The following is a 21,142-nucleotide window of genomic DNA, read 5'->3' on the forward strand; positions in this document are numbered from 1 at the left end:
TACGTTAAAACACAGCTAAAACTTTCCGAATCTGCTGCTCAAAGTTATCTAGTTGCTGGGTAAGAGCGGATAGAGCAAGCGAATGTCCCTTCAACAAATGGGTTGCAGCAGGAAGTTTTAACTCAAACTTAAAGGCGACCCTATCCACTCTTAACCCTTATTCTGACTCAGTTCGTTATGTTGATTCAACATTTGTAAAAACTGATACAGAATTTAACCCTGTTTCACGTGGGATGATTCCTCCGAATGCACCTGCCCTCATTTATCGCTTGCACCTGCCCCCATTTATCGCTTTCGCCTTATACCGATTCTCCCAAGCTAGACTCCTGCCATCGCTCCTCTCTCAACACGCGCGCTCTGTTCTACCATCTGTAGCCTAGCTTTGGAGAATTAGTATTACTAGGTATGATCAGCCGTCCAATTGAGAACGAGTTGTCCTGCCAATCGACGCTGATCGCCTTCTCGTAGAGGATGATAGCGAGCCGCTTGAGCATCACGGAACAGTTGCTCCAGCCCCAGCGAACGATAAAAAGCAGTGCCCCCCGCTGCTTCCATTGCCAGATCGACCACATTCAAGACACCACGTGCAGCTAGCGTGCGACCCATCATGATCTGATTCGTGGTCTCAAGTCCGGGCTGGCTGGTTTCTGCGATCGTCATCATGTGCTGGAGTGCTAGCTGTGCTGCCATCAGCTCATTCTCCATGCCACCCACCAGATAGGCAGTATGGCTGTTTTCTGGGCGTTCCTGAATTAACTGCACTGTCAAGTTTCGTGCTGCTTCTGCCACGCCCACATAGACCGAGTAAATCAATGGAAATGCCAGCATACAAATGATGTGAAACAGAGGATGCCACTTTCCTTGAGGACGTTTCAGCGCAATTCCTGAATCTGGGATAAACACATCCGAGAGTACAATGTTATGAGAACCTGTGCCCTGCATTCCCATTGCCTGCCAAACCGGATCAATTCTGACTCCCTCAGCCCGAACTGGAACGGCAAAATGTAGCACACTCGCCCCGACTTCCGGGTCATGATAGACAGCACTGGTCATTAGCAAATCGCCTGCGGGTGCGCCACTGGCAAAGACTTTGCAACCATTGATGCGAAAGCCACCTTCGACACGAATTGCCGTACCAGAGCCATCTAGCCAGTCAGAGCCACCGCTGCTGAGGAGGATGATTTGTTCGGTTGCCACTCGTCGCAGCAGTCCCTCAACAGGCGCGTTTTGATGTTGACGTCGCCAAACAGGAACCATCACTTGATGGGTGTGCATGGCAAAAGCGAGAGCAGTTGAACTGCAATGATGGGCAAGTTCACGCAGCACTTCACCCATTTCGAGGTAGCTGGCTCCGCCTCCACCCAGCTCAATGGGAACACCTGCTGAGACAAAACCCTGTTGCCTTAAATCGGCAAAGTTTTCAGCCACAAAGCGATCGGGTTCAGTGGTATTGGTGCGGCGTTGGGCAAATTGAGATCCTAACTGTTTCGCCTGTTCGACCCAAGATCGAGTCGGTTGATGAGTTGTAGGAGTATGTAATTCCAACATCATTGTTCTCCTTAAATGGATAGAAATGGATTTGAGTACAAGTAAGCGCAACCGAATGAAAAAACTTTGCTGGATTTATACAAAAAGAGTTAGGTCTGTTTGCACCGAGAAGCCAGCAGGCTTATTCTCCAGAATTGCAAACTGAACGGGCGCAACATTATCAAACGGTGAAGCATCAAAGGACAAAGCCCCTGTCGTACCGTTGTATTTGAACTGACCGAGCGAGGTTGCTTCAAACGAGGCAGCGGCGATCCAAATTTTGTCGCCCTGAGTGCGATCGAAGTCTTTGATGGTGTCAAGTCCCTCCGATGCTGAAAAGAAACTAAATGTATCTGCGCCCGTTTCCCCAACCAGGAGATCGCTGCCTAACCCGCCTATGAACCGATCGTTGCCATCACCGCCATAAAGGATATCGTAGCTATCGCCGCCATAGAGGTCATCAGTTCCTTCTTGACCATAGACATAATCGGTGCCTGCACCGCCAAACAGATAATCGCTATCTGCACCGCCAAAGAGTGAGTCGTTCCCGTTGCCACCCGTGAGCGAATCGTTGCCGCTGCCGCCGTCCAAGTAGTCGCTGCCGTCATTACCGTAGAGTTTGTCGCTGCCGTCGTTGCCATAGAGCGAATCGTCGCCCAAGCCACCTTCGAGGCGATCGTCACCTAAGCCACCTTCGAGGCGATCTTTACCATCTTCGCCGTAAAGGGTATCGTTTTCATGACCGCCATAGAGGGCATCATCGTCATAGCCGCCGTAGAGGGTGTTTGTGCCTGCATTGCCATAGAGAATATCGCTGCCCCTGCCGCCAACCATCTGATCGTCACCCCCGCTTCCATAGAGGCGATCGTTGCCATCTGCACCGTCGAGAAAGTCGTTGTCATCTCCGCCGTCGAGCAGATCGCTGCCTGCGCCGCCCGAAAGCGAATCGACACCCGCACCACCGAGGAGTTTATCGTTACCATTCCAGCCATCGAGGGTATCGTTGCCAGTGCCCGCATCGATCGTATCGTTGCCATCGCCGCCATAGAGCGAATCGCTGCCTGCGCCACCATAGAGCTTATCGTCGCCTATGCCGCCCACACTGGAGTCATCGCCATCGCCACCATAGAGGTAATCGTTGCCATCGCCGCCATACAGGGTATCGTTGCCAACGCCACTAGAGAGGTAGTCGTTGCCGTATTCGCCGTAGAGAACATCATCGCCCTCATCTCCAAAGAGGTCATCGTCGTTATCCCCACCGTAGATATAATCATTTCCTCCTTTGCCTACGAGATTGTCGTAGCCACCGTAGCCATAAATTGTATCGGCATCGCTCGTACCATACAAACTGTCGTTGTATCGTGTCCCTTTAATTGTGGACATTGAACCTTACTCCTAATTTCTGAATTTCTGTGTTTTTCTAGAGAACGATCGCCCTGATTTGAGGTGATATAGACGATCGTTCTCAGTGCACTCTAGGAATGCGATTTCTTCTAGCAGGCAATTCGTATGCGGTTAGCCGACTACAAAGAAGTCTCTGTTCGTCATCGCTAAGCCAGTCGATATCTTGGCAATCTGAATCTGAGATGTTCCCCCGATGCCATCAGCGTCGAAGTACACTGCTCCAGTACCTTTGTTGTAGATAAAGCGATCGCTACCATCTTGAGCACTCGACCCAATCCGAAATTGATCGGTTGTGATAACTCCTGCTGCTAATCCAGCCCCAAAGCCAGTTCGCTCAATACAGAAACTGTCATCCACAACGCTGAAATCCTTGATCGTGTCAATACCCTGGTGTGGAGCAGTGATGAGAAAGCCATCTTGCCCTGAGCCACCCGTTATAATGTCATTTCCCCCGAGACCCGCTAAATAGTCATTTCCGCCACCGCCAGAGATGGAGTTGTTGGCAACGTTACCGTGGATACTATTATCTAAGCCGTTACCTGTCCCGTTAATGGCACTGAAGCCATCCAGGGCTAAGATCTCGACCTCTGCTGTCAGGGTATAGCTGACGGTGGAGCGCACACCATCATATCCCCCCGAAACAGCCTCAAAAATAGCGGTGGTTGCATTCTCGACATAGTAGACGTCGTTGCCGCTCCCCCCAGTCAATTGGTTGTTACCAGAACCCCCATTCAGGTGATCGTCTCCGTTGTCACCCCGAAGAACATCATTGCCATCACCACCCCGAAGAACATCATTGCCATCGCCACCCGAGAGGAGGTTGTCGGCGGCGTTACCGTAGAGTTCATTATCCAAACTGTTGCCTGTGCCGTTGGCGGCATTGCCCTCCAAAACTAGTTTTTCGACATATCCGCCCGATGACAAGTTATAGCTGATGCTAGCGCGTACAACATCAACCCCCTGATTAAGCTCCTCAATAACGGTGTCATCTGCACGATTGACATAGTAAAGGTCGTCGCCAGCACCACCTTCCATGATCTCGCTACCGTCACCCAACATCGTGTCGTTACCGTTGCCACCATAGATAGCCTGAGAAAAGAAACCGCTATCAGAGCCAGCATGAATCCAATCGTTACCCTCGCCGCCGTCGATTATATCGTTACCACCAAAACCCCAAATTATGTCATCTCCTCCTAGTCCCCTAATGACATCGTTCTCAGCTTCACCATTGATATCGCCGTAGAGCGTGTCATTGTTTTCACTTCCAGGGATATTAGCCATTTTGATTTTTCCTAAGATGATTGTGGTTTGACTTGAAAAACAATCGAAAAGACATTAAGTGAAGCGATCGCTAAAATAAACAACTTTGTGCATAACGCGAACACAAAACACTTAATGAGATAAGAACAGTACAAAAGTAGAAGTTACATTCATCAATGAATAAAGGATTGATTGAATGTGTCGTCGCCTTTGATATTTAGACTTTAGTTCTTTGCCAATTCAAAGCCCTTCACCCGATCGCATGAGGGATATGAAGGGTATGAACCTCTATCTATGTAGCTTTTGCTAATGAACCATTTCGATATCGAACAATGGATGAATCGTCAATAGATAGAAGTTCATATATTGCGTGACCAGAATGTTATAGAAAGATTGCTAAAAGTAAAGCAACTTGGTGAAATTTGCTAGATTTCTAGGCAAGGCAAGTCACCGCTAGGTATGCCAGCTCATGGACGTAGAGAAAGGACTTGAAGTCGCAAATACCGTTGTTTTGGCAAAAACTAGGCGACGGCTGAGTCCGGTTGAAGTTGCGATTTTAAGCGGCTCCTGGCAGGGGCAAACCTACGAAGAGATTGCCAGTAGCACCAATTATGCTGCCAGTTACTTGAAGCGGTATGCGGGACCAAAACTCTGGCAATTACTTTCCGATGTGCTTGGTGAAGCAGTCAGCAAGACCAACTTTCGGGCTTCGTTGGAGCATCTTTACCAGCGAGAAAGTGAAGAGGTTCAAGCAGAAGCCAGCGAGCCGAAAAATAAGGCATCTGAACAACGCAACAGTGAACACAGAGCAGACACCGCTTCTCCCTGTGTTGATTGGGGCGAAGCCGTGGATGTTTCCACCTTCTATGGTCGTCAACCGGAACTAGAGCTTTTACACCAATGGATTAAAGGCAAATTCCCTTTTGGGAAGCAAAGCCCTTCTGAAGTACCGCAGGCTTCACGCTGCCGTTTGATTTGTTTGTTGGGTATGGGAGGCATTGGCAAAACCTCTCTATCGATTAAACTGGCTCAGCAAATTGCTATCAGTCGAACTGAGGAAGGCGATCGATCATCTACAAAACCCGATTCCCTTTTTGAATTTGTGATCTGGCGATCGCTGCGTGATGCTCCACCCCTAGACGATCTACTCGAAGACCTGATTCCGCTGCTCTCTCGCCAACAAGACATTGACCTGCCGAAAGGCACTTCCGCAAAAATCACCCGATTGATTCAATACCTGAAGCAGGATCGCTGCCTGCTGGTGTTAGACAATGTGGAGTCCATTCTTCAGAGTGGACAGGTTGTGGGTAGTTATCGCTCCGGCTATGAAGCGTATGGAGAGTTGTTTCAGCGTGTGGGTGCAACGGAACACCAAAGTTGTTTGCTGTTGACCAGTCGAGAAAAGCCCTCAGAAATCGCAACTCTGGAAGGCGATGCGCTACCAGTCCGATCGCTGCAACTAACCGGACTCACGGCAACAGACAGTAACAGCATCCTAGAAGCCAAAGGGTTAATGGGAAGTGATGCCGATCGCAACACGCTGATCGAACATTACCGGGGTAATCCTCTGGCGTTGAAGATTGTCGCCACATCTATTCGTGAACTGTTTGATGGCGATATTGCAGAATTTTTAGAGCAGGGGACGATCGTTTTTAACGGGCTGCGTCGTTTGCTGGATGAGCAAATTGAACGTCTGTCAGCGTTAGAACAGCAAGTGATGAATTGGTTGGCGATCAATCGAGAAGGAACAACGATTGATCAGCTTCATGCCGACGTTATCCCTACGGTGTCTAAGGCGCGATTGTTGGAGGTATTGGAACGATTAGGGCGACGATGCCTGATAGAAACTATTGCACAAACGCGAATTGAACGGAAAAGTGTACAAAACGGTGATGCAAAGCAGAACGGTAAAGCCGAACGCATTCCCTCCAGTTTTACCCAACAGCCAGCGGTGATGGAATATGTCATAGAACACATCATTGAAACTGCTGTTGCCGAACTTAAGGGAACACAGCCTTTCAACCTGTTAAGTCACTATGCTCTCACCAAAGCCAGCGCCAGTGATTATATTCGCGAGAGCCAAACTCGGCTGATTCTGGAACCGATCGCAACTCAGCTATGCAGTGCATTTGGTTCTACCGTTGCCCTCAGCCAACACCTGCAGCAGCAGTTGCGACAATTAAAAAACACTCCTGAAACTTATCCAGGGTATGCAGCAACCAACCTGCTGAGTTTGCTTAATTACCTCCACATTGATCTGAACGGATGGGATTTTTCTCATCTGCCCATCTGGCAGGCGTATCTTCCGGATACCCCACTGCATCAGGTTAATTTCACCGAGTGTGATTTTACGGGATCTGTGTTTGCTCAAACCCTCAGCAGTTTAGTCAATGTTGCCTTCAGTCCCGATGGTCGTTTGATGCTAAGCTGCGATTCGGACGGTAGAATTCACCTCTGGGATACGGCTTCTGGGCAACCCAAGCTGAGTTGGCAGGCGCACAACGAATTTGTTTGGGGGTTTTCGTTTAGTCCTGATGGTCAAACGATCGCCAGCGGCAGTCCTCACGACTCTCTGATCAAGCTCTGGGATGTACAGACAGGACAACTCTTGCGCGAACCATTTCAAATCGCCAAGACGAGCTGGGCAGTACGATTCAGTCCCGATGGTAAATGGCTGGCGATCGGTGAAGAAGAGGGATTTTTGGAACTGTGGGATGTCGAGACGGGAATTCGTTTGGCATTTCTGGAAGGACATTCTGACATTGTTCACTCGGTTGCCTTCAGCCCCGATGGCAAAAGGTTGGTGAGTGGAAGTGGCGATTGTGCTGTGCGGCTCTGGGATCTTTCAACTTTCAGCGAAATGCGTCAATTTGAAGGACACCGCCACACTGTGTTGTCAGTCTCCTTTAGCCCCAATGGTCAGTATGTTGCCAGTGCCAGTTGGGATAAAACCGTGAGACTATGGCATTTGGCAACCGGAGAACCTATCTGCTTTGAGGGACATACAGACCTCGTTTGGACAGTGTCCTTTAGTCCGGATGGTTTGCTGCTGGCGACTGCTGGACAAGATCGGACAATTCGCTTATGGGATCTGCAAACTGAGCAACCGATCCGGACATTGCTGGGACATCGGGCCTGTGTGTCTGCGATCGCCTTTCATCCTGATGGCAAAACCCTGTTAAGTGGTAGCGCCGATAGTATGCAGAAAGTTTGGGACGTTACCACTGGGCAGGCGTTGAAAACCTGGCAGGGACACCTCAGCCGCGTCTGGTCTGTTGCGTTTAGTCCCGACGGGCAACACATTATCAGCGGCAGTGCCACAGATCTACTGGTTAGGCTCTGGAACCCTCTGGAGGATACCTGCCTGAAAACCTTTAACGAGCATACCCACTGGGTGTGGGATGTGACCTTTAGCCGCGATGGCAAAACCTTTGTCAGCGGCAGTTCCGATGGCACAGTTAAGCTCTGGGATGTCCAAACCCAACAGTGCATCAACACGCTGCATTGCCACGCTAATTGCATCTTTGGTACCGCAATCAGCCCAGATGGATCTATCCTGGCGAGTGCCAGTAATGATGCTACGGTTAAACTCTGGGATCTGCATAGCGGAACTCATCTGCACACGCTGGTTGGACATGACTTTCCGGTGTGGCACGTCACCTTTAGCCCCGACGGACGCTGGCTAGCCAGTATCGCTAAGAATGGAATTGTGCGGCTGTGGCAGGTGGAAGCAGGCACCTGTATGCAGGTTTTCGATCAGCACGATTTATTGGGGTTTGAAGTAGAGTTTTGTGCCGATGGGCAAACGCTGCTCGGCATTGGCAGTGACAACAGCATTAAGCAGTGGGACATTGCCACAGGTGAATGTCTGCAAGTCCTGAGAGGGCATACAGCACTGGTGCGATCGCTTGCCCTCCGTCCCCCGACCTCCAATCGCCCGCAAATCCTTGCTAGCGGTAGCGCTGACAATACGATTCGCCTCTGGGATGTTGATTCTGGAAAATGCTTAAACGTCTTAGAAGGTCATACAGGCATCATCTTTTCAGTTGCGTTTGGGTGTGATGCGACCGGACGATTGCTGCTTGCCAGCGGCAGTTTTGATGAAACAATTCGCCTCTGGGATGTGGAATCTGGTGAATGTTTGCGAGTCTTGAAGAGCGATCGACTTTATGAAGGCATGAACATCCGGAGAGCGACAGGCTTAAGTGACGGGCAAAAAGCCGTGTTGAAACAGTTAGGAGCTGTTGAATGGATGTAGACAAGGTGCTTGAAGTTGCAAATAGCCTAGTTTTTGCCAAAACAAGGCGGCGGTTCAGTTCGGTTGAAGCTGCGATTTTAAGTGGCTTCTGGCAAGGGGAAACCTACAAAGAAATTGCTAATGCTGTCAGCCTACGTAAGTGCCAGCGTCGTGACTCAACCGGGTCTCGGTTCAGCGATTGCTCTGCCTTGCCAATAAGTTGACAATTGCTTTTCCTAATTCCTCCGGTTCCACGGGCTTCGCAATGTGCTGCTGAAACCCAGCCTGATGTGCCTGCTGTTCATTGATTTCCCCGGCGTAAGCAGTCAGGGCAACAGCTAAAACATTTCCCCCTTTTTCGGGTGGTTGCATGCGAATTCGCTGTATCAGGGCATAGCCATCGATGTCAGGCATTCCAATGTCGCTAATGAGAACGTCGGGTACGGTGCGATCGAGCGCAGCCAGTACTGCTTGAGCCGAACTCACGACCTCAACTTCCGCACCATAGCCCGTGAGAATGGTGGCTAAGAGCTCTCGCATATCAGCTTCGTCATCCACTGCTAGAATTCGGAGATTTGCCAGAAGCGATCGCTCTGTCCAATCTGAGTCGCCATTTTGCTGCGAGTTGACCGCCTTGCCTGAGTGTGCAAGTAACGGCAATCGAACAGTAAACGTGGTTCCCAAATTTGCGCCTGCACTTTCGACTTCAACTGTGCCGCCATGCAGTTCGGTCAGGTAGCGCACGATCGCCAGCCCCAACCCCAACCCCCCAAATTTACGAGTTGTGGTACTGTCTTCCTGACGGAAGTAGTCAAACACATGGGGCAGAAATGCAGCAGCAATGCCTTTTCCTGTATCTTTTACTTGAATGATCGCTTCATTCTCAAGCCGTTTTAGCGTCGCGTTGACCTGTCCACCAGTGGGGGTAAATTTGACCGCATTCGAAATCAAATTCCAGACAATCTGTTGTAGACGGCTCGAATCTCCACTCACACAGACGGTTATTTCTGGTAATTGCTTTTGAATGGCGATTCCTTTTGCTTCTGCCGCCAATCGAACGGTTTCTAATGCCGAGTCAATCACCATTGCAAGATTAACGGGCTGCATATCAAGCAACAGCTTTCCCCGCAGAATTCGAGAAACATCTAGCAGGTCTTCAATCAGTTGAGTTTGCAGTTTGGCATTTCGTTCGATGGTTTCCAGTGCCCGATCGCGGGCTTCAGGGGCAAACTCACGCGATCGCAAAAGCCTTGTCCAGCCCAAAATGGGGTTGAGGGGCGATCGCAGCTCATGGGACAGGATGGCGAGAAATTCGTCTTTCAGCCGATTTGCCGTTTCCGCTTGTTCTCGTGCTGCTTGTTCGCGGGCTAATAGCTGTTCACGTTCTTGCTCTGCCTGCCTGCGATCGCTGATATCGCTTACCAACGCCACAAATCCCGTGACTTGCTGCTCGTCAAACTGGGGAATATAGCTGGCACTGATGTAGCGGGTTGCGCCGTCTTGATAGGAAATCTCACTTTCAAACGTCACCGCTTGACCCGATAGAGCTTGCTCAACATAAGGACGGATTGCGGTATACGCTGCTTCACCCAGCACGTTCCAAAGGTATTGACCCTGAATTTCAGCGGGCGATTGTCCCAACCAAGACTGATAGCGTTGGCTATTAAAGCGGTAGCGTTGATCCGCATCAACAAACGAAATCAATACCGGAACCGTGTTTGTAATGACGCGCAATTCTTCTTCACGCTGCCGAAGGAACGCTTCTGCCTGAACCCGATCGGTAATATCTGCTGATACTCCTCCTAGAAGCCTTTTACCAGAAGCATCTCGGAGCGGAAACTTAAATGCCATAAAGTGACGAACCTGCTCGCCAAAGGGCACGGTTTCAAGAAACTGGAGTGCCTGGTTTTGCGCGAACACTGCCGCATCATTTGCATGAATCTGCTCGATCGCCTGAGAGGGAAACCAATCTGTATCGCGACGTCCCATCAGTTCCGAGGCAGGATGTTCAAACAGTCGTTCGATCACCGCATTGACATAAACGTACTGTCCTGATTCATCTTTAATGTATGCAGCAACCGGGCTATTGTTCATAAAGCTCTGGAATAACTCCTCGCTTTCGCGCAATGCTGCTTCAGTCCGCTTACGCTCCATAAATTGCCCAATTTGTCTGCCGATCGCTGTCATGAGCTGAAGTAAGTCTTCGTCGGGTTCCTGAGTCCGATCGCTATAGCACTCAATCACTCCAAAAAAATCATCAGCCAGCAAAATTGGGAAGCCAAATCCAGCCTGTAATCCTGCGTCGGAAGCTGCTGCCAGTCTAGGAAAATTACTGTCCCGCGATAAATCAGGAATCCAGGCTGACTGGCGACTTTTCCAGATGCGACCCGGAAGTCCAAGCCCAAACTCAAACGCGGCACGCTGACAGGCTTCGATAAACGGATTCGCCCTGACCGCCAGTTCAGCTCCACTAAACCAGCTATGCATGCAGTGCAAACTAGCGTCAGCGTGATCAAGGCTCCAAATGATGCCCACCTGCCACCCTAATGCCTCGCAGATGGTTTGCAAGAGCGTTAGAACAACACCCGCTACGGTCGTTGCTTCCGCGAGAATTTGAGAAATGCTGTACTGAAGGGCTTTGCGCTGTTCTTCTTGTTTGCGATCGCCAATGTCTCGAAAGAATACTGCGATTCCGTTTGCCGCTGGAAAAACGGCAGCTTCCAACCAACGATTGGCTGCCGCAGAAAAGCCTTCAAAGTGGACTGTAACCCGTTCAGCCATCGCTCGCTGAAACTGCTGAGCAAAGATCGTTTTTTGTTGCACGACATCTGGAAAAACATCCTGCCAGCGTCTGCCTAACAATTCTTCCGGCAATTTTCCCAATAATCGGGCAGCTTCCTGATTGACATAGGTATAGTGCCAGTCCTGATCAAATGTGATAAACGCATCGGTAATACTTTCGAGAATCTCAGAAACTTTTTGATTCGCCTCTTGAAGAGATTCCTCAAACTGTTTGCGCTCTGTGATGTCAAGCGTCACTCCGACCAGACGAATAGGATTTCCACCCTCATCGCAGATCAATCCGCCCCGTGCGATCAGCCAGTGCAGGCTACCATCCGGGTGAAAACAGCGTTCTTCCACTTCGTAATCGGTCCGTTCTTCGATCGATCGCCGAATTGCAGCTTGAACGTGATCGCGATCGTCTGGATGCAGCGCAGCGAATAAGATTTCATGGGTAAATTCAGCGTCGGGCGGTAGCCCAAAGTTGGCTTTGCACTGGTCAGAACAGATGAGCGTATTGGTCATTAAATCATGCTGCCAGGAGCCGAGCTTGGCGGTGCGAAGGGCAATCTTCAAGTGCTGTTCCCGCTCCTGAAGGGCGGCTTCGATGCGTTTTTGCTCAGTAATATCGACCGCAAATCCACCCAGGAGCTTCTCTCCGGATGGATGCTTCATCGGGAACTTGCTCACTAAAAAACTCTTGACGCTGCCATCAGAACCAGGAGCATACTCCACGGTTTGCAGAACTTCTCCTGTCTCAAAAACGTATTGATCATTCTGTAAAAATTGTTGAGCAGTTTCCGGCGGAAAAAGGTCAGCGACGTATTTCCCAACCGCATCCTGGTCGCAAGAAAAAGTTTCTAAGTAAAACGGACTGAGGTAGAGCAGTTGCCCGGATTCGCTGGTAATCCAAGCCGAAGCAGGACAGTGGTTCATGAATGCCTGAAACCGCAATTCACTTTCCCGCAGTGCTTCTTCCCTATGTTTGCGTTCTGTAATATCGATCGTTAAAACCGTAATTCCGCTCGGGGATGGATAAACCCGCAGCTCAAACCAGCCCTGCCGCTTGGGGCAACAGTACTCAACCTGAACCGGGGTTTGGTGAGTCATCGCCTGCTGAAGCTGTCCTTGCATCTCAGGAACAGTCCACTGAGGACAAACTTCCCAAATCGTTTTGCCCAGTACCTCCTGCTTGGGCAGGTCGAACCACTCCGCCTGTTTACGATTGAGGTAAGTCAATCGCCACTCGCGATCGAGCGTAGCCATGCCATCCCCGAAGCATTCTAAAAAGTCCTGTTCATTTGTTGACAGACTCGTCGCCCCTGTCGTGCTCATGGCTGTTCTTGCCTCCGGTTTACCAATGCTGCGGGTTCTTTGGAATTGCACAGTGTGCGAATTGCCCTGACAAACTCTTCTGGCTCAATCGGCTTTGTCATGTACTGTTGAAAACCCGCACGAATTGCTTGTTGCTGGTCAATTTCTGCGGCATAAGCGGTGATTGCAATTGCTGGAATCATCTGTGCTGGCAGCATTTGTCTAATTTTCTTCAGCAGTGTATAGCCATCCATGTTTGGCATTCCGATATCGCTGACTAGCACATCGGGTTTGCTGTGGGCAAGGATTGCCAGTGCCTCGATCGCATCACCCGCAGCAGTAGGAATTGCGCCTGCTTCTTCCAGAATCGAAACTGCTAAAGCGCGGGAATCTGGTTCATCATCCACGACTAAAATCTGAACTCCCTGCAAAGGCTGACTGTCCAAAGCAAGGGGAGGTAAATGAGTTTCGGGCTTTGTCTTGCTGCTTGCTCTGCTCCTCAGCGGTAGTCTCACGGTGGAGGTTGTTCCTTGATCCTCTCCGGGGCTATTGATTGAAATGGTCCCGCCGTGTAATTCCACTAAATTTCGCACGATCGCCAGCCCCAGCCCCAAACCACCAAAGTTGCGCGTGGTAGACGAATCAGCTTGCCGGAAATACTCAAAAACGTGCGGTAAAAAGTCAGGACTGATTCCCTTGCCTGTATCCTGCACCTCGATCTGGGCATAACCGATCTGTTCTTCGTCTGTTGTTTGTGATTTGCCTTCTAGGGATAACGAACTGTCAGCAATAAATAATAATTTCACCTCAACTCGCCCCCCTCTGGGAGTAAATTTAATCGCATTAGTGAGCAGATTCCAAACCACTTGCTGAAGCCGAACCGCATCCCCTAAAACTTCTCCGATCGCCAGATCAAACTTTGTATCCAGCTGAATTGACTTTGCCTCTGCTGCCAGTCGAACAGTTTCCAGCGCAGACTGGATCATGGATTCGAGATCAACCGCAGCTATTTTCAAGCTGAGTTTGTCCTGCAAAATTCGCGAGACATCGAGCAGGTCTTCAATCAATTGGATCTGAAGTTGGGCGTTGCGCTCGATCGTCTCCAGAGCGTGAGCCGTTTTAGCCGCATCTAATTTACCGCTCCGCAGCAGCTTCGTCCAACCCATAATGGGATTAAGAGGCGTTCGCAGCTCATGGGACAAAATGGCAAGAAATTCATCCTTGACGCGATTTGCTGCCTCCGCTGTGCTTCTCGCCGTGCGCTCTGCCTCATAGAGATTCGCATTATCAATGGCGATCGCCACCCGATAGGCAATGTCTTCTGCCAGAACCAAATCTGCCTCCTGGTAACGGCGATCGGATTCTGCGGTAATAAAAGAAACTGTGCCTAAAATTTGTCCTCGTGCAATCAGGGGCATGATAATGCAAGACTTTAAACCGAGTTCGCGTAAAATCTGCAAATGTTCAGCATTCTGAGTGGCAGCCGCCAGTGCCGCATCAGGAATTTCAGCCGCCATCTCTAACTTGCCCGTTCGCAGCACCTTTGCCACTCCGTGGGGAACATCCATTTGGGTGGGAAACTGCTGATGAATTTGCCAGCCCAATTTCACTTTTGCTGGGTCACGGTGAGCCACCGCAACGCGCTGAACGGAGTTGTCTTGCAGTAAGTCGATCGCGCACCAATCGGCAAAAAACGGGGTGATCAGGTTCGCGACCTGCGGTAGGGTTTGCTGATAATCCAGAGAAGATGCCAGCACCGTGCTGACTTCTGAAAGAAATGCAGCTTTGCGCTGATCAGCTTCCGCTTCTAGACGCGCCGTTTGCTCTTGAACCTGCTGCCGGAGGAGTTGGGCGCGTTCGGCTTCCTGCTGTTTGCGATCGGTGATGTCGTGCATGACGACGACTGCGCCCTGTTTCTTGCCCTGGCGATCGATAATGACCTGTCCACTCGCAAGGAGCGTTCGTGCGGTTCCCCCTTTGGGCGCGATCACCATTTCAGCATTGTGAATCGTTTCACCCTGCACTGCCCGAAACAGCGGAATCTCATTTCTGGGCAGCAGCGTTTTGCCATCGGGTCGATAGAGGTTGTAGCGTACTGCCCACTGGTCCGGCGGTAGGGGCTCTTCGGGCAATCCATGAAATTCTCGCGCTGCCTGATTGAACAGCGTCAAAACTCCCTCGGCATTACAGGCGACAATGCCTGCCTGCACCGTATCCAGCAGCACCCTGAGAACTTCCCGTTCTTTCTCTAGTGCCAGCTGTGCCTGCTGTCGCTCTGTAATTTCTCGCTGAAGCTGTTCGTTGGTCTGAGACAATTCGATCGTTCGCTGTTCGACCAGATGTTCTAAATCTTGCTGGGTTTCCTGTCGGACTGTCTCAATTTGCTGTCGCTCTAGTTCGCTGGTAATTCGGAGCGAAAAGATGGTCAGCAGCGATTCTGCCAGTTGAACATTAGCGATCGGTTTTCCATCCATCACGCCCAGCAAGCCGAGCGGAACGCCTGCTGCATCAAAGAATGGAACTGCAATGTAGCTCTCTATTCCCAGCGGTTCTAGAAGCGGTGCGTCAGGAAACAAGGTTTGAACGCTGTGGGAATGGCAGCATAGTTTTCGCTGCTGAAGTACCTCCCAACAAGGGGTTCCTTCTAATAAATATTCAAAATTGTCGATCAGTTGCTCTTTGGTGCAGGCAGCGATCGTGCGAATGGTTTCCTGCTGCTTGCCGCTGACCAGTCCGATGTAGGCATAGTCAAAACCCAACGTTTTCGCCAGATGTTGCACCAGGGCTGAGAAAAAAGCATCCCCCACCACTGCAGAAACCCCCTGAGTCACCTCCAGCAGTGCCGCATCGATTTGAGCCACTTTACGAACTGCCAAATGAAGCTCCAGTTCATCCATCACCGTTGCTGCAAGGTCCAGCAGCATTGTCTCCTGCTTTTCCGTGAGCGGTTCGCGAGGCTTGGTATCAAGCAGACAAAGTGTTCCCAGATTAAAGCCATCATGGGTTATCAAGGGCGCACCCGCATAAAATCGCAAGCCCGGTTCACTCTGAACAAAAGGATTGCAAACAAGGCGATCGTCCTGGCGCGTATCGGGAATGACGAGAATCTGATTTGATAACAGTGCCAAACTGCAAATCGTGTCATCGCGCTGAACTTCCTGGAGCTTAAAGCCATAGGAGGACTTGAACCATCCCCGCGACTCGTCAATCAATGAAACCAGGGCGATCGGTACATCAAACACCTGTGCCGCAAGTGAGGTGATGCGATCAAAAGCAGCTTCGGGCGGCGTGTCTAGAATATTGTAGCGACGCAGTGCTTCCAATCGTTTTGCTTCATCCGGAGGTATCACCGATTGGGGGGTGGGGGTTGCAGGAGTGGTGAAGGGTTCAGTCATGGGAAGGTCAGCAGACAGAAATTGGACTATCAAGAAGAGGCATGGTTGTTTTACTTAGCTCAGGTCGGGCGATGAGGTTTCGGATCGACCAAGGCGATCGCTTCCACCCATGGCTCTGGCTCCCCAAGCTGGGTAATGTGTCGCTGCAAGTCAGCCGCAAAGGCTTGCTGTTGATCGATTTCTCCAGCATAGGCGGTCAACGCGATCGCTGGAACTGTTCCTCCCCGATTTGAAGGATGCAAGTCGATTTAAAGGACGCAAGTTGCTTCGCGAAGCCTCACGGCTACGAACTTGACGCGGCAACCTATCACCATCTAGGTCTGGCATTCCAACCTGACAAATCGCTTTTGGTTGAACCAACTGCAAGAAGAACCTTTCAGTGTTGAGGCGATCGCCTGACTGGTCATTGTTCTATCCTTACTAACATTCTTGCAAGGGCGTGCCTTAAAGCTCGGTCAAACCCTGTTTCTTTCGCCTGAAAGATAACACTTCCAGAGAAATTTAAAGCAGATCTTGGGCACTCAGTAATAGACGCTGCTCAGAAGTTCGCTACGCAAGAGAGTTCTTAAAGTTAAGCAGCAAAATATTTCTCTAAAAGCTGCTGACTCTGTTCCCGCACCTCCTGAATTGCAGATTGGTTGATGTCTTGAAGAACGGCGTAAATTTGTTTAAGGGCAAGCATGGAGGGCTGAACTCGTCCGTTCTCCCAGCGATTAATCGTGCCGTAGGCAACACCTAAAGCGACAGCAAGCTCTTCCTGGGTCCAAGCCGTGAGCTGTCGCAGTTCTCGAATTAACTGGCTAACCTGAGGCTGCTCTAACATTGAAGTTTTCGGCAGCAAAATAGTTTGAATGGGAGCTTTCATAATTAGGGAGCAGATATGGGGAGCATATAACAGATGTTACAGCCGAATTATCTCCCTACCAGGTCGTAGCCAGTCTCTACCCTACGGTAGAAGAATTTTTAAATTAATCGGGTTTACGTCTTGTAGAAGTTGTAGAAAGAAAGGTGAATTGTCTATCTTGAAATTAGCGAATGACCCCGGCTTGACCTCAATTCCCTACGATCGGGGATTGGGATGTTTTTTAGAAATTACACCTGTTTGAGCGGCTGTCGCTTTAGCCAGTAGACTGCTGCCAAAACCAGCAGCATCATGGGAACGCCACCCCAATTCACTGCACTCCAGCCCTGATGCTCAAATACACTGCCTGCCAGGAGCGTAACCGTTGCGACAAAGGCAAACATCAGAAAGTCGTGGGCTGCCTGGGTTTTTGCCTTTTCTTCAGGCTGATATGCCTGGGTCAGGAGTGTAGTTGAGCCGATGTACAGGAAATTCCAGCCGATGCCGAGGAGCGTGAGGGCGATCGAAAAACTCAGCAAATCGTTCTGGATTAAATTAATGGCAATGCAAAGCAGGCTCAAGACTGCTCCGGTCGCCATCATTTGCAGCACTCCAAATCGGGCAATCAGTGAACCTGTGAAAAACGACGGCGCAAACATTCCCAGAACGTGCCACTGCATCACATTTGCCGCATCGTGAAATGGATGATTTGCTGCCACCATTGCCAGGGGAGTTGCGGTCATCACAAACGCCATCACGCCGTAGCCCAACATACTGCCCACTGCCGCCACCATAAACACAGGCTGACGCATAATTTTCCCGATCGGTCGTCCCTTTTGCTGTTCAGATCGTTCGGGGCGGGGCAGCTTGACCCCCGTGAGCAGCATAAAAGCTGCAATTTGTAGAAGAATAAGGATTCCAACGGAGCCAGCAAAGGTTGCATTGGGAAGCCAATCTTTTGCCCAGTTTGCAAGCTGAGGTCCAGCCACAGCTGCGATGACGCCTCCCGCAATCACGTAGGAAATCGCCTGCGATCGGTTGGCTTCACTTGTCGCTTCGGCAGCCGCAAATCGGTAAAACCCAACAAAGCTGTTGAAGCTGCCAAACACGATCGTCGCAATGCAGTACAAGAAAAACTGACGAGAAACGATCGCATATAGCCCCAAACCTGCGCCCGCCAACCCCAGCAGCACCCCCAACATAAATCCCTTTTGCCGACCAATTCGCTGCATTAAAAGAGAAGCCGGGATCGTGCCGATCATGGTGGCAATTTGAAGGAGAGCCAGTGGCAATGTGACAAGGGATTTGTCTGAGGCGATCGATTGTCCGATCAGGGCGGAAGTGATAAAGAGAATCGTACTGCCTGTCATTGCTAGGGTCTGACAAAGAGCAAGTAGAAGAACAGTGCGATTGGCTGGGTTAAACATGATGGAAGGCGTGGAGGGTAACGAGACTGGGAAGCGATAGAATAGTAGAGTCGATCGGGAAAGCAGGCTACGATCGGCATTTTGACGAAAATGAAACCGCTATTCTAAGATCGTTCAGCGATTACATCAATCAAATTTATACACAGAATGAGTGCAAGTTGTTCATGTTCACCAGGGTGAATCGCTCATTATGAAGCGCGAGGTGAACATGGCAATTTGGGTTGCCAGCCTGAGTGAAACCTGGGTTGGCATTGAAAAAACGCCCAGCGTAATGGGGGTGATGCCTGTATTCGTCAAACTCGCATTCTGGTTTGGCTACTGGTCAGCCTACGAACCGGGAGCGATCGAAGCCGACCTGCTCAAGAACTCTGGCAACTAGAATCATGCCGTTTTCCAGAATCGGCTGTCTTAGTCACACTGGAATCTGACGTTACCCCGACTACGACCAATTGATGAAAACCGGCCTCTAACCGATTGGGGATCGACGATCGACAGAAATCTAATTACAATAATCAGTATTGGACTGGTACAGCTAAACTCTCTTCTTTAAGTAAAAGCCAACATCAGGGAGAGCTGACATCAGGAAGAGTCAACAAAGGAAGAGTCAACAAAGGAAGAGTTGGCATTAAGAGCTAAGGTTGCCTCTTGCATCGTTCAACTTGTTCGGCTCAATGCGAACAAAATAATTCAAACAAAACTGTTTAGGGTACCACTACAAGATCGCTACAAACCTTTATAAACCTTATTGGTTGCCTTTCGAGAAAAATTCTTTAGAGCTTGATCGGTTCTATCTTTTTTTCATTCATTTCTCAATCATTCCATTCATTTTTCAATCATTCACTGTATTCGCCTACTTTTGTCAATGGCAGATCATTTTGCTGCCGCAATTGTATTTAAGCAAGGCAGTTGAATCCAATGTTAAATCTCTCTAAGCCTCAAGAATTTATTAAGCCAGAAGCAAACTGTCTGGCAAGCTATGTGCTGGAAATGTTAACGGCGATCGACGTCAAGCCACTCCAGCCTTCTTTTGCCAATTTGCCTGCTGACCCCTATCTGGAGGGCGGTTATCGGTTCCGGCGGCTTTCTCACTTCATTGTGAACGGCGATCGCTTAATTCAGCAGCCCCATCGTCGTATATTTCAGAGTCGGCAGTATAACCCACTCCTGGGGGACGTGGTTCGAGAGTATGCCGAGCTAGAGGATGAACTGATTCAGCAGGAAGTCTTTCAGCGATTAGTTTGGGAATTTTACCAGTTCTGCCAGCTTTGCTCGCCCTACAAAGAGATTGGCGTGCATCAGATTCGGACGGTCGCATCGGCTCAAAAGATGGGCAATCCTGCGCCTGAAGGCATTCATCGGGATGGGGTGGATCTGGTTGGCATTTTCTCGGTCGATCGCCACAATATTCGCGGTGGTGAAACTCATCTTTACCAGAACAAGCAAGACAAACAGCCCGTATTTAGTAAAGTGCTGCATCCGGGAGAATTTTTGGTGTTTAAGGACGATCAATATTTTCACTACACCTCCCCAGTGAAGGCGATCGGCTATGGACAAGGGACAAGAGATGTTTTTGTATTGACCTGCCCAGGGCTATTTCCACCGGATGAAGTATCAGAGGAAAGCAGGCTATGACAGTGCTTGATCTCAGTTGGATTCGCGCTCAGTTTCCCGCTTTGCGGCAACAGATCAACGGACACCCCGTTCTGTTTCTGGATGGACCTGGGGGCACTCAAGTTCCTCAGCGAGTCATTGATGCGATCACTAACTATCTCCTGACCGCGAATGCCAATCAGCATGGGGCATTTGCTACAAGTGTTTACACCGATGCTTTGGTGAACCAGGCGAGAGCTGCCGTGGCTGATTTCTTGGGTTGCGATGCGGGTGAAGTCGTGTTTGGAGCCAACATGACGACCCTTACCTTTGCCATCAGCCGTGCCATTGGGCGGTTGTTGCAAGCAGGGGATGAAATCGTGGTCACGCAACTTGATCATGATGCCAATGTCTCCCCCTGGCTGGCACTAAAAGAACGAGGCGTGATCGTTCGCACGGCAAATATTCATCTAGAAGACTGCACGCTGGATTTAGTCGATTTAGAACGGCAGATTACACCTCGAACCAAACTGGTGGCGATCGGCTATGCCTCGAATGCGGTAGGCACGATTAACAATGTGGCTCAGATTATCAAGCTGGCTCATGCTGTCGGTGCTGCGACCTTTGTGGATGCCGTTCACTATGCGCCCCACGGTTTAATCAATGTGCGATCGCTAGACTGCGATTTTCTGGTTTGCTCTGCCTACAAATTCTTCGGCCCCCATGTGGGAATCCTCTACGGCAAACGAGAACACTTGGCTCGGCTATATCCTTATAAAGTCTTGCCTGCGCCCAATGAAGTGCCCTGTCGCTGGGAAACGGGGACGCTGAACTTTGAGGGATTGGCTGGTGTCGTTGCTTGTATTGATTATTTAGCTGAACTGGGTCGCCGCATCATCTCCACTGCAACCGATCGCCGCCAGGCTTTGATGACCGCAATGGTTGCCATTCAAGAATATGAGCGATCGCTCTCCGACTCTCTGATTCCTCACCTGTTAGAGATTCCGGGTCTCACGCTTTATGGCATCCAGAACCCAGCCCATTTTGTCTGGCGAACTCCCACCATTGCCTTTCGCTTGGCAGGATATTCCCCGGCTGAACTGGCAGGAGCTTTGGGCGACCGAGGTATTTTCGCCTGGCACGGTCATTTCTATGCGTTGAATTTGATTCAGCACCTTGGACTGGAGGCAAGAGGAGGACTGCTGCGAATTGGCTGTACCCACTACAACACGCCAGAAGAAATTTATCGTCTGTTGCATACCCTGCACGAGTTGGCAGTGCATCCGGTTGCGGCATGAGGTTGGATCGATAAACAGGATTTGGCGTTGCTGAGTCAGGCGATGAATATGCCCCCCAACCCCAGGGG

At 50.1% G+C, this 21,142-nt stretch carries 12 protein-coding genes; 4 read left to right on the forward strand and 8 right to left on the reverse strand.

Annotation, left to right across the window (positions count from 1 at the left end; translation table 11 throughout):
• Positions 1-399: 399 nt before the first annotated feature.
• From NDI45_RS17615 to NDI45_RS17625, 3 genes are all read right to left on the reverse strand, one after another.
• The gene (locus tag NDI45_RS17615) at positions 400-1,548 is read right to left on the reverse strand and encodes an acyl-CoA dehydrogenase family protein (RefSeq protein WP_348248117.1); all 1,149 of its coding nucleotides are present in this window, start codon (positions 1,546-1,548) and stop codon (positions 400-402) included.
• A gap of 75 nt (positions 1,549-1,623) precedes the next feature.
• The gene (locus NDI45_RS17620) at positions 1,624-2,910 is read right to left on the reverse strand and encodes a calcium-binding protein (RefSeq protein WP_348248118.1); all 1,287 of its coding nucleotides are present in this window, start codon (positions 2,908-2,910) and stop codon (positions 1,624-1,626) included.
• 132 nt (positions 2,911-3,042) lie between these two features.
• Positions 3,043-4,212 (reverse strand): calcium-binding protein, encoded by a 1,170-nt coding sequence (locus tag NDI45_RS17625; RefSeq protein ID WP_190794638.1) that lies wholly within the window; start codon positions 4,210-4,212, stop codon positions 3,043-3,045.
• Between the two features lie 448 nt (positions 4,213-4,660).
• On the opposite strand from NDI45_RS17625, the gene NDI45_RS17630 reads away from it, so the two are divergent.
• Positions 4,661-8,449, forward strand: coding sequence for an NB-ARC domain-containing protein (locus NDI45_RS17630; protein ID WP_348248119.1), 3,789 nt, complete (start codon positions 4,661-4,663; stop codon positions 8,447-8,449).
• A gap of 171 nt (positions 8,450-8,620) precedes the next feature.
• Here NDI45_RS17630 and NDI45_RS17635 read toward each other — a convergent pair whose 3' ends face one another.
• The 5 genes from NDI45_RS17635 to NDI45_RS17655 form a co-directional block, all read right to left on the reverse strand.
• Positions 8,621-12,544 (reverse strand): PAS domain-containing protein, encoded by a 3,924-nt coding sequence (locus NDI45_RS17635; RefSeq protein WP_348248120.1) that lies wholly within the window; start codon positions 12,542-12,544, stop codon positions 8,621-8,623.
• On the reverse strand, positions 12,541-15,918 hold the full coding sequence (locus NDI45_RS17640) for a GAF domain-containing protein (RefSeq protein WP_348248121.1): 3,378 nt from the start codon (positions 15,916-15,918) through the stop codon (positions 12,541-12,543). The genes NDI45_RS17635 and NDI45_RS17640 overlap by 4 nt, the downstream gene beginning before the upstream one ends.
• Positions 15,919-15,977: 59 nt before the next feature.
• Positions 15,978-16,160, reverse strand: coding sequence for a hypothetical protein (locus NDI45_RS17645; protein ID WP_190794642.1), 183 nt, complete (start codon positions 16,158-16,160; stop codon positions 15,978-15,980).
• 329 nt (positions 16,161-16,489) lie between these two features.
• Positions 16,490-16,783 carry a helix-turn-helix transcriptional regulator gene (locus NDI45_RS17650; protein ID WP_190794643.1) on the reverse strand — a complete coding sequence of 98 codons (294 nt, stop codon included), beginning with the start codon at positions 16,781-16,783 and terminating at the stop codon, positions 16,490-16,492.
• 227 nt (positions 16,784-17,010) lie between these two features.
• The gene (locus NDI45_RS17655) at positions 17,011-18,186 is read right to left on the reverse strand and encodes an MFS transporter (protein ID WP_348248122.1); all 1,176 of its coding nucleotides are present in this window, start codon (positions 18,184-18,186) and stop codon (positions 17,011-17,013) included.
• Positions 18,187-18,337: 151 nt separating this feature from the next.
• On the opposite strand from NDI45_RS17655, the gene NDI45_RS17660 reads away from it, so the two are divergent.
• The 3 genes from NDI45_RS17660 to NDI45_RS17670 all read left to right on the forward strand — a co-directional run bounded on the left by NDI45_RS17660 (position 18,338) and on the right by NDI45_RS17670 (position 21,074).
• Positions 18,338-18,565, forward strand: coding sequence for a hypothetical protein (locus NDI45_RS17660; RefSeq protein WP_199296594.1), 228 nt, complete (start codon positions 18,338-18,340; stop codon positions 18,563-18,565).
• 536 nt (positions 18,566-19,101) lie between these two features.
• Positions 19,102-19,818 carry a 2OG-Fe dioxygenase family protein gene (locus NDI45_RS17665; RefSeq protein ID WP_348248123.1) on the forward strand — a complete coding sequence of 239 codons (717 nt, stop codon included), beginning with the start codon at positions 19,102-19,104 and terminating at the stop codon, positions 19,816-19,818.
• Complete coding sequence (locus NDI45_RS17670; protein WP_190793208.1) at positions 19,815-21,074, forward strand: cysteine desulfurase-like protein; 1,260 nt, start codon at positions 19,815-19,817, stop codon at positions 21,072-21,074. Before NDI45_RS17665 ends, NDI45_RS17670 begins: the two co-directional genes overlap by 4 nt.
• The last annotated feature ends 68 nt before the right edge of the window (positions 21,075-21,142 follow it).

Source organism: Leptolyngbya sp. GB1-A1, from assembly GCF_039962475.1.
GTDB lineage: Bacteria > Cyanobacteriota > Cyanobacteriia > Elainellales > Elainellaceae > Leptolyngbya_A.

Coding starts and splice junctions, on each gene's coding strand:
- NDI45_RS17615 (WP_348248117.1), bottom strand. CDS start 1,548: ATGTTGGAATTACATACTCCTACAACTCATCAACCGACTCGATCTTGG.
- NDI45_RS17620 (WP_348248118.1), bottom strand. CDS start 2,910: ATGTCCACAATTAAAGGGACACGATACAACGACAGTTTGTATGGTACG.
- NDI45_RS17625 (WP_190794638.1), bottom strand. CDS start 4,212: ATGGCTAATATCCCTGGAAGTGAAAACAATGACACGCTCTACGGCGAT.
- NDI45_RS17630 (WP_348248119.1), top strand. CDS start 4,661: ATGGACGTAGAGAAAGGACTTGAAGTCGCAAATACCGTTGTTTTGGCA.
- NDI45_RS17635 (WP_348248120.1), bottom strand. CDS start 12,544: ATGAGCACGACAGGGGCGACGAGTCTGTCAACAAATGAACAGGACTTT.
- NDI45_RS17640 (WP_348248121.1), bottom strand. CDS start 15,918: ATGACTGAACCCTTCACCACTCCTGCAACCCCCACCCCCCAATCGGTG.
- NDI45_RS17650 (WP_190794643.1), bottom strand. CDS start 16,783: ATGAAAGCTCCCATTCAAACTATTTTGCTGCCGAAAACTTCAATGTTA.
- NDI45_RS17655 (WP_348248122.1), bottom strand. CDS start 18,186: ATGTTTAACCCAGCCAATCGCACTGTTCTTCTACTTGCTCTTTGTCAG.
- NDI45_RS17665 (WP_348248123.1), top strand. CDS start 19,102: ATGTTAAATCTCTCTAAGCCTCAAGAATTTATTAAGCCAGAAGCAAAC.
- NDI45_RS17670 (WP_190793208.1), top strand. CDS start 19,815: ATGACAGTGCTTGATCTCAGTTGGATTCGCGCTCAGTTTCCCGCTTTG.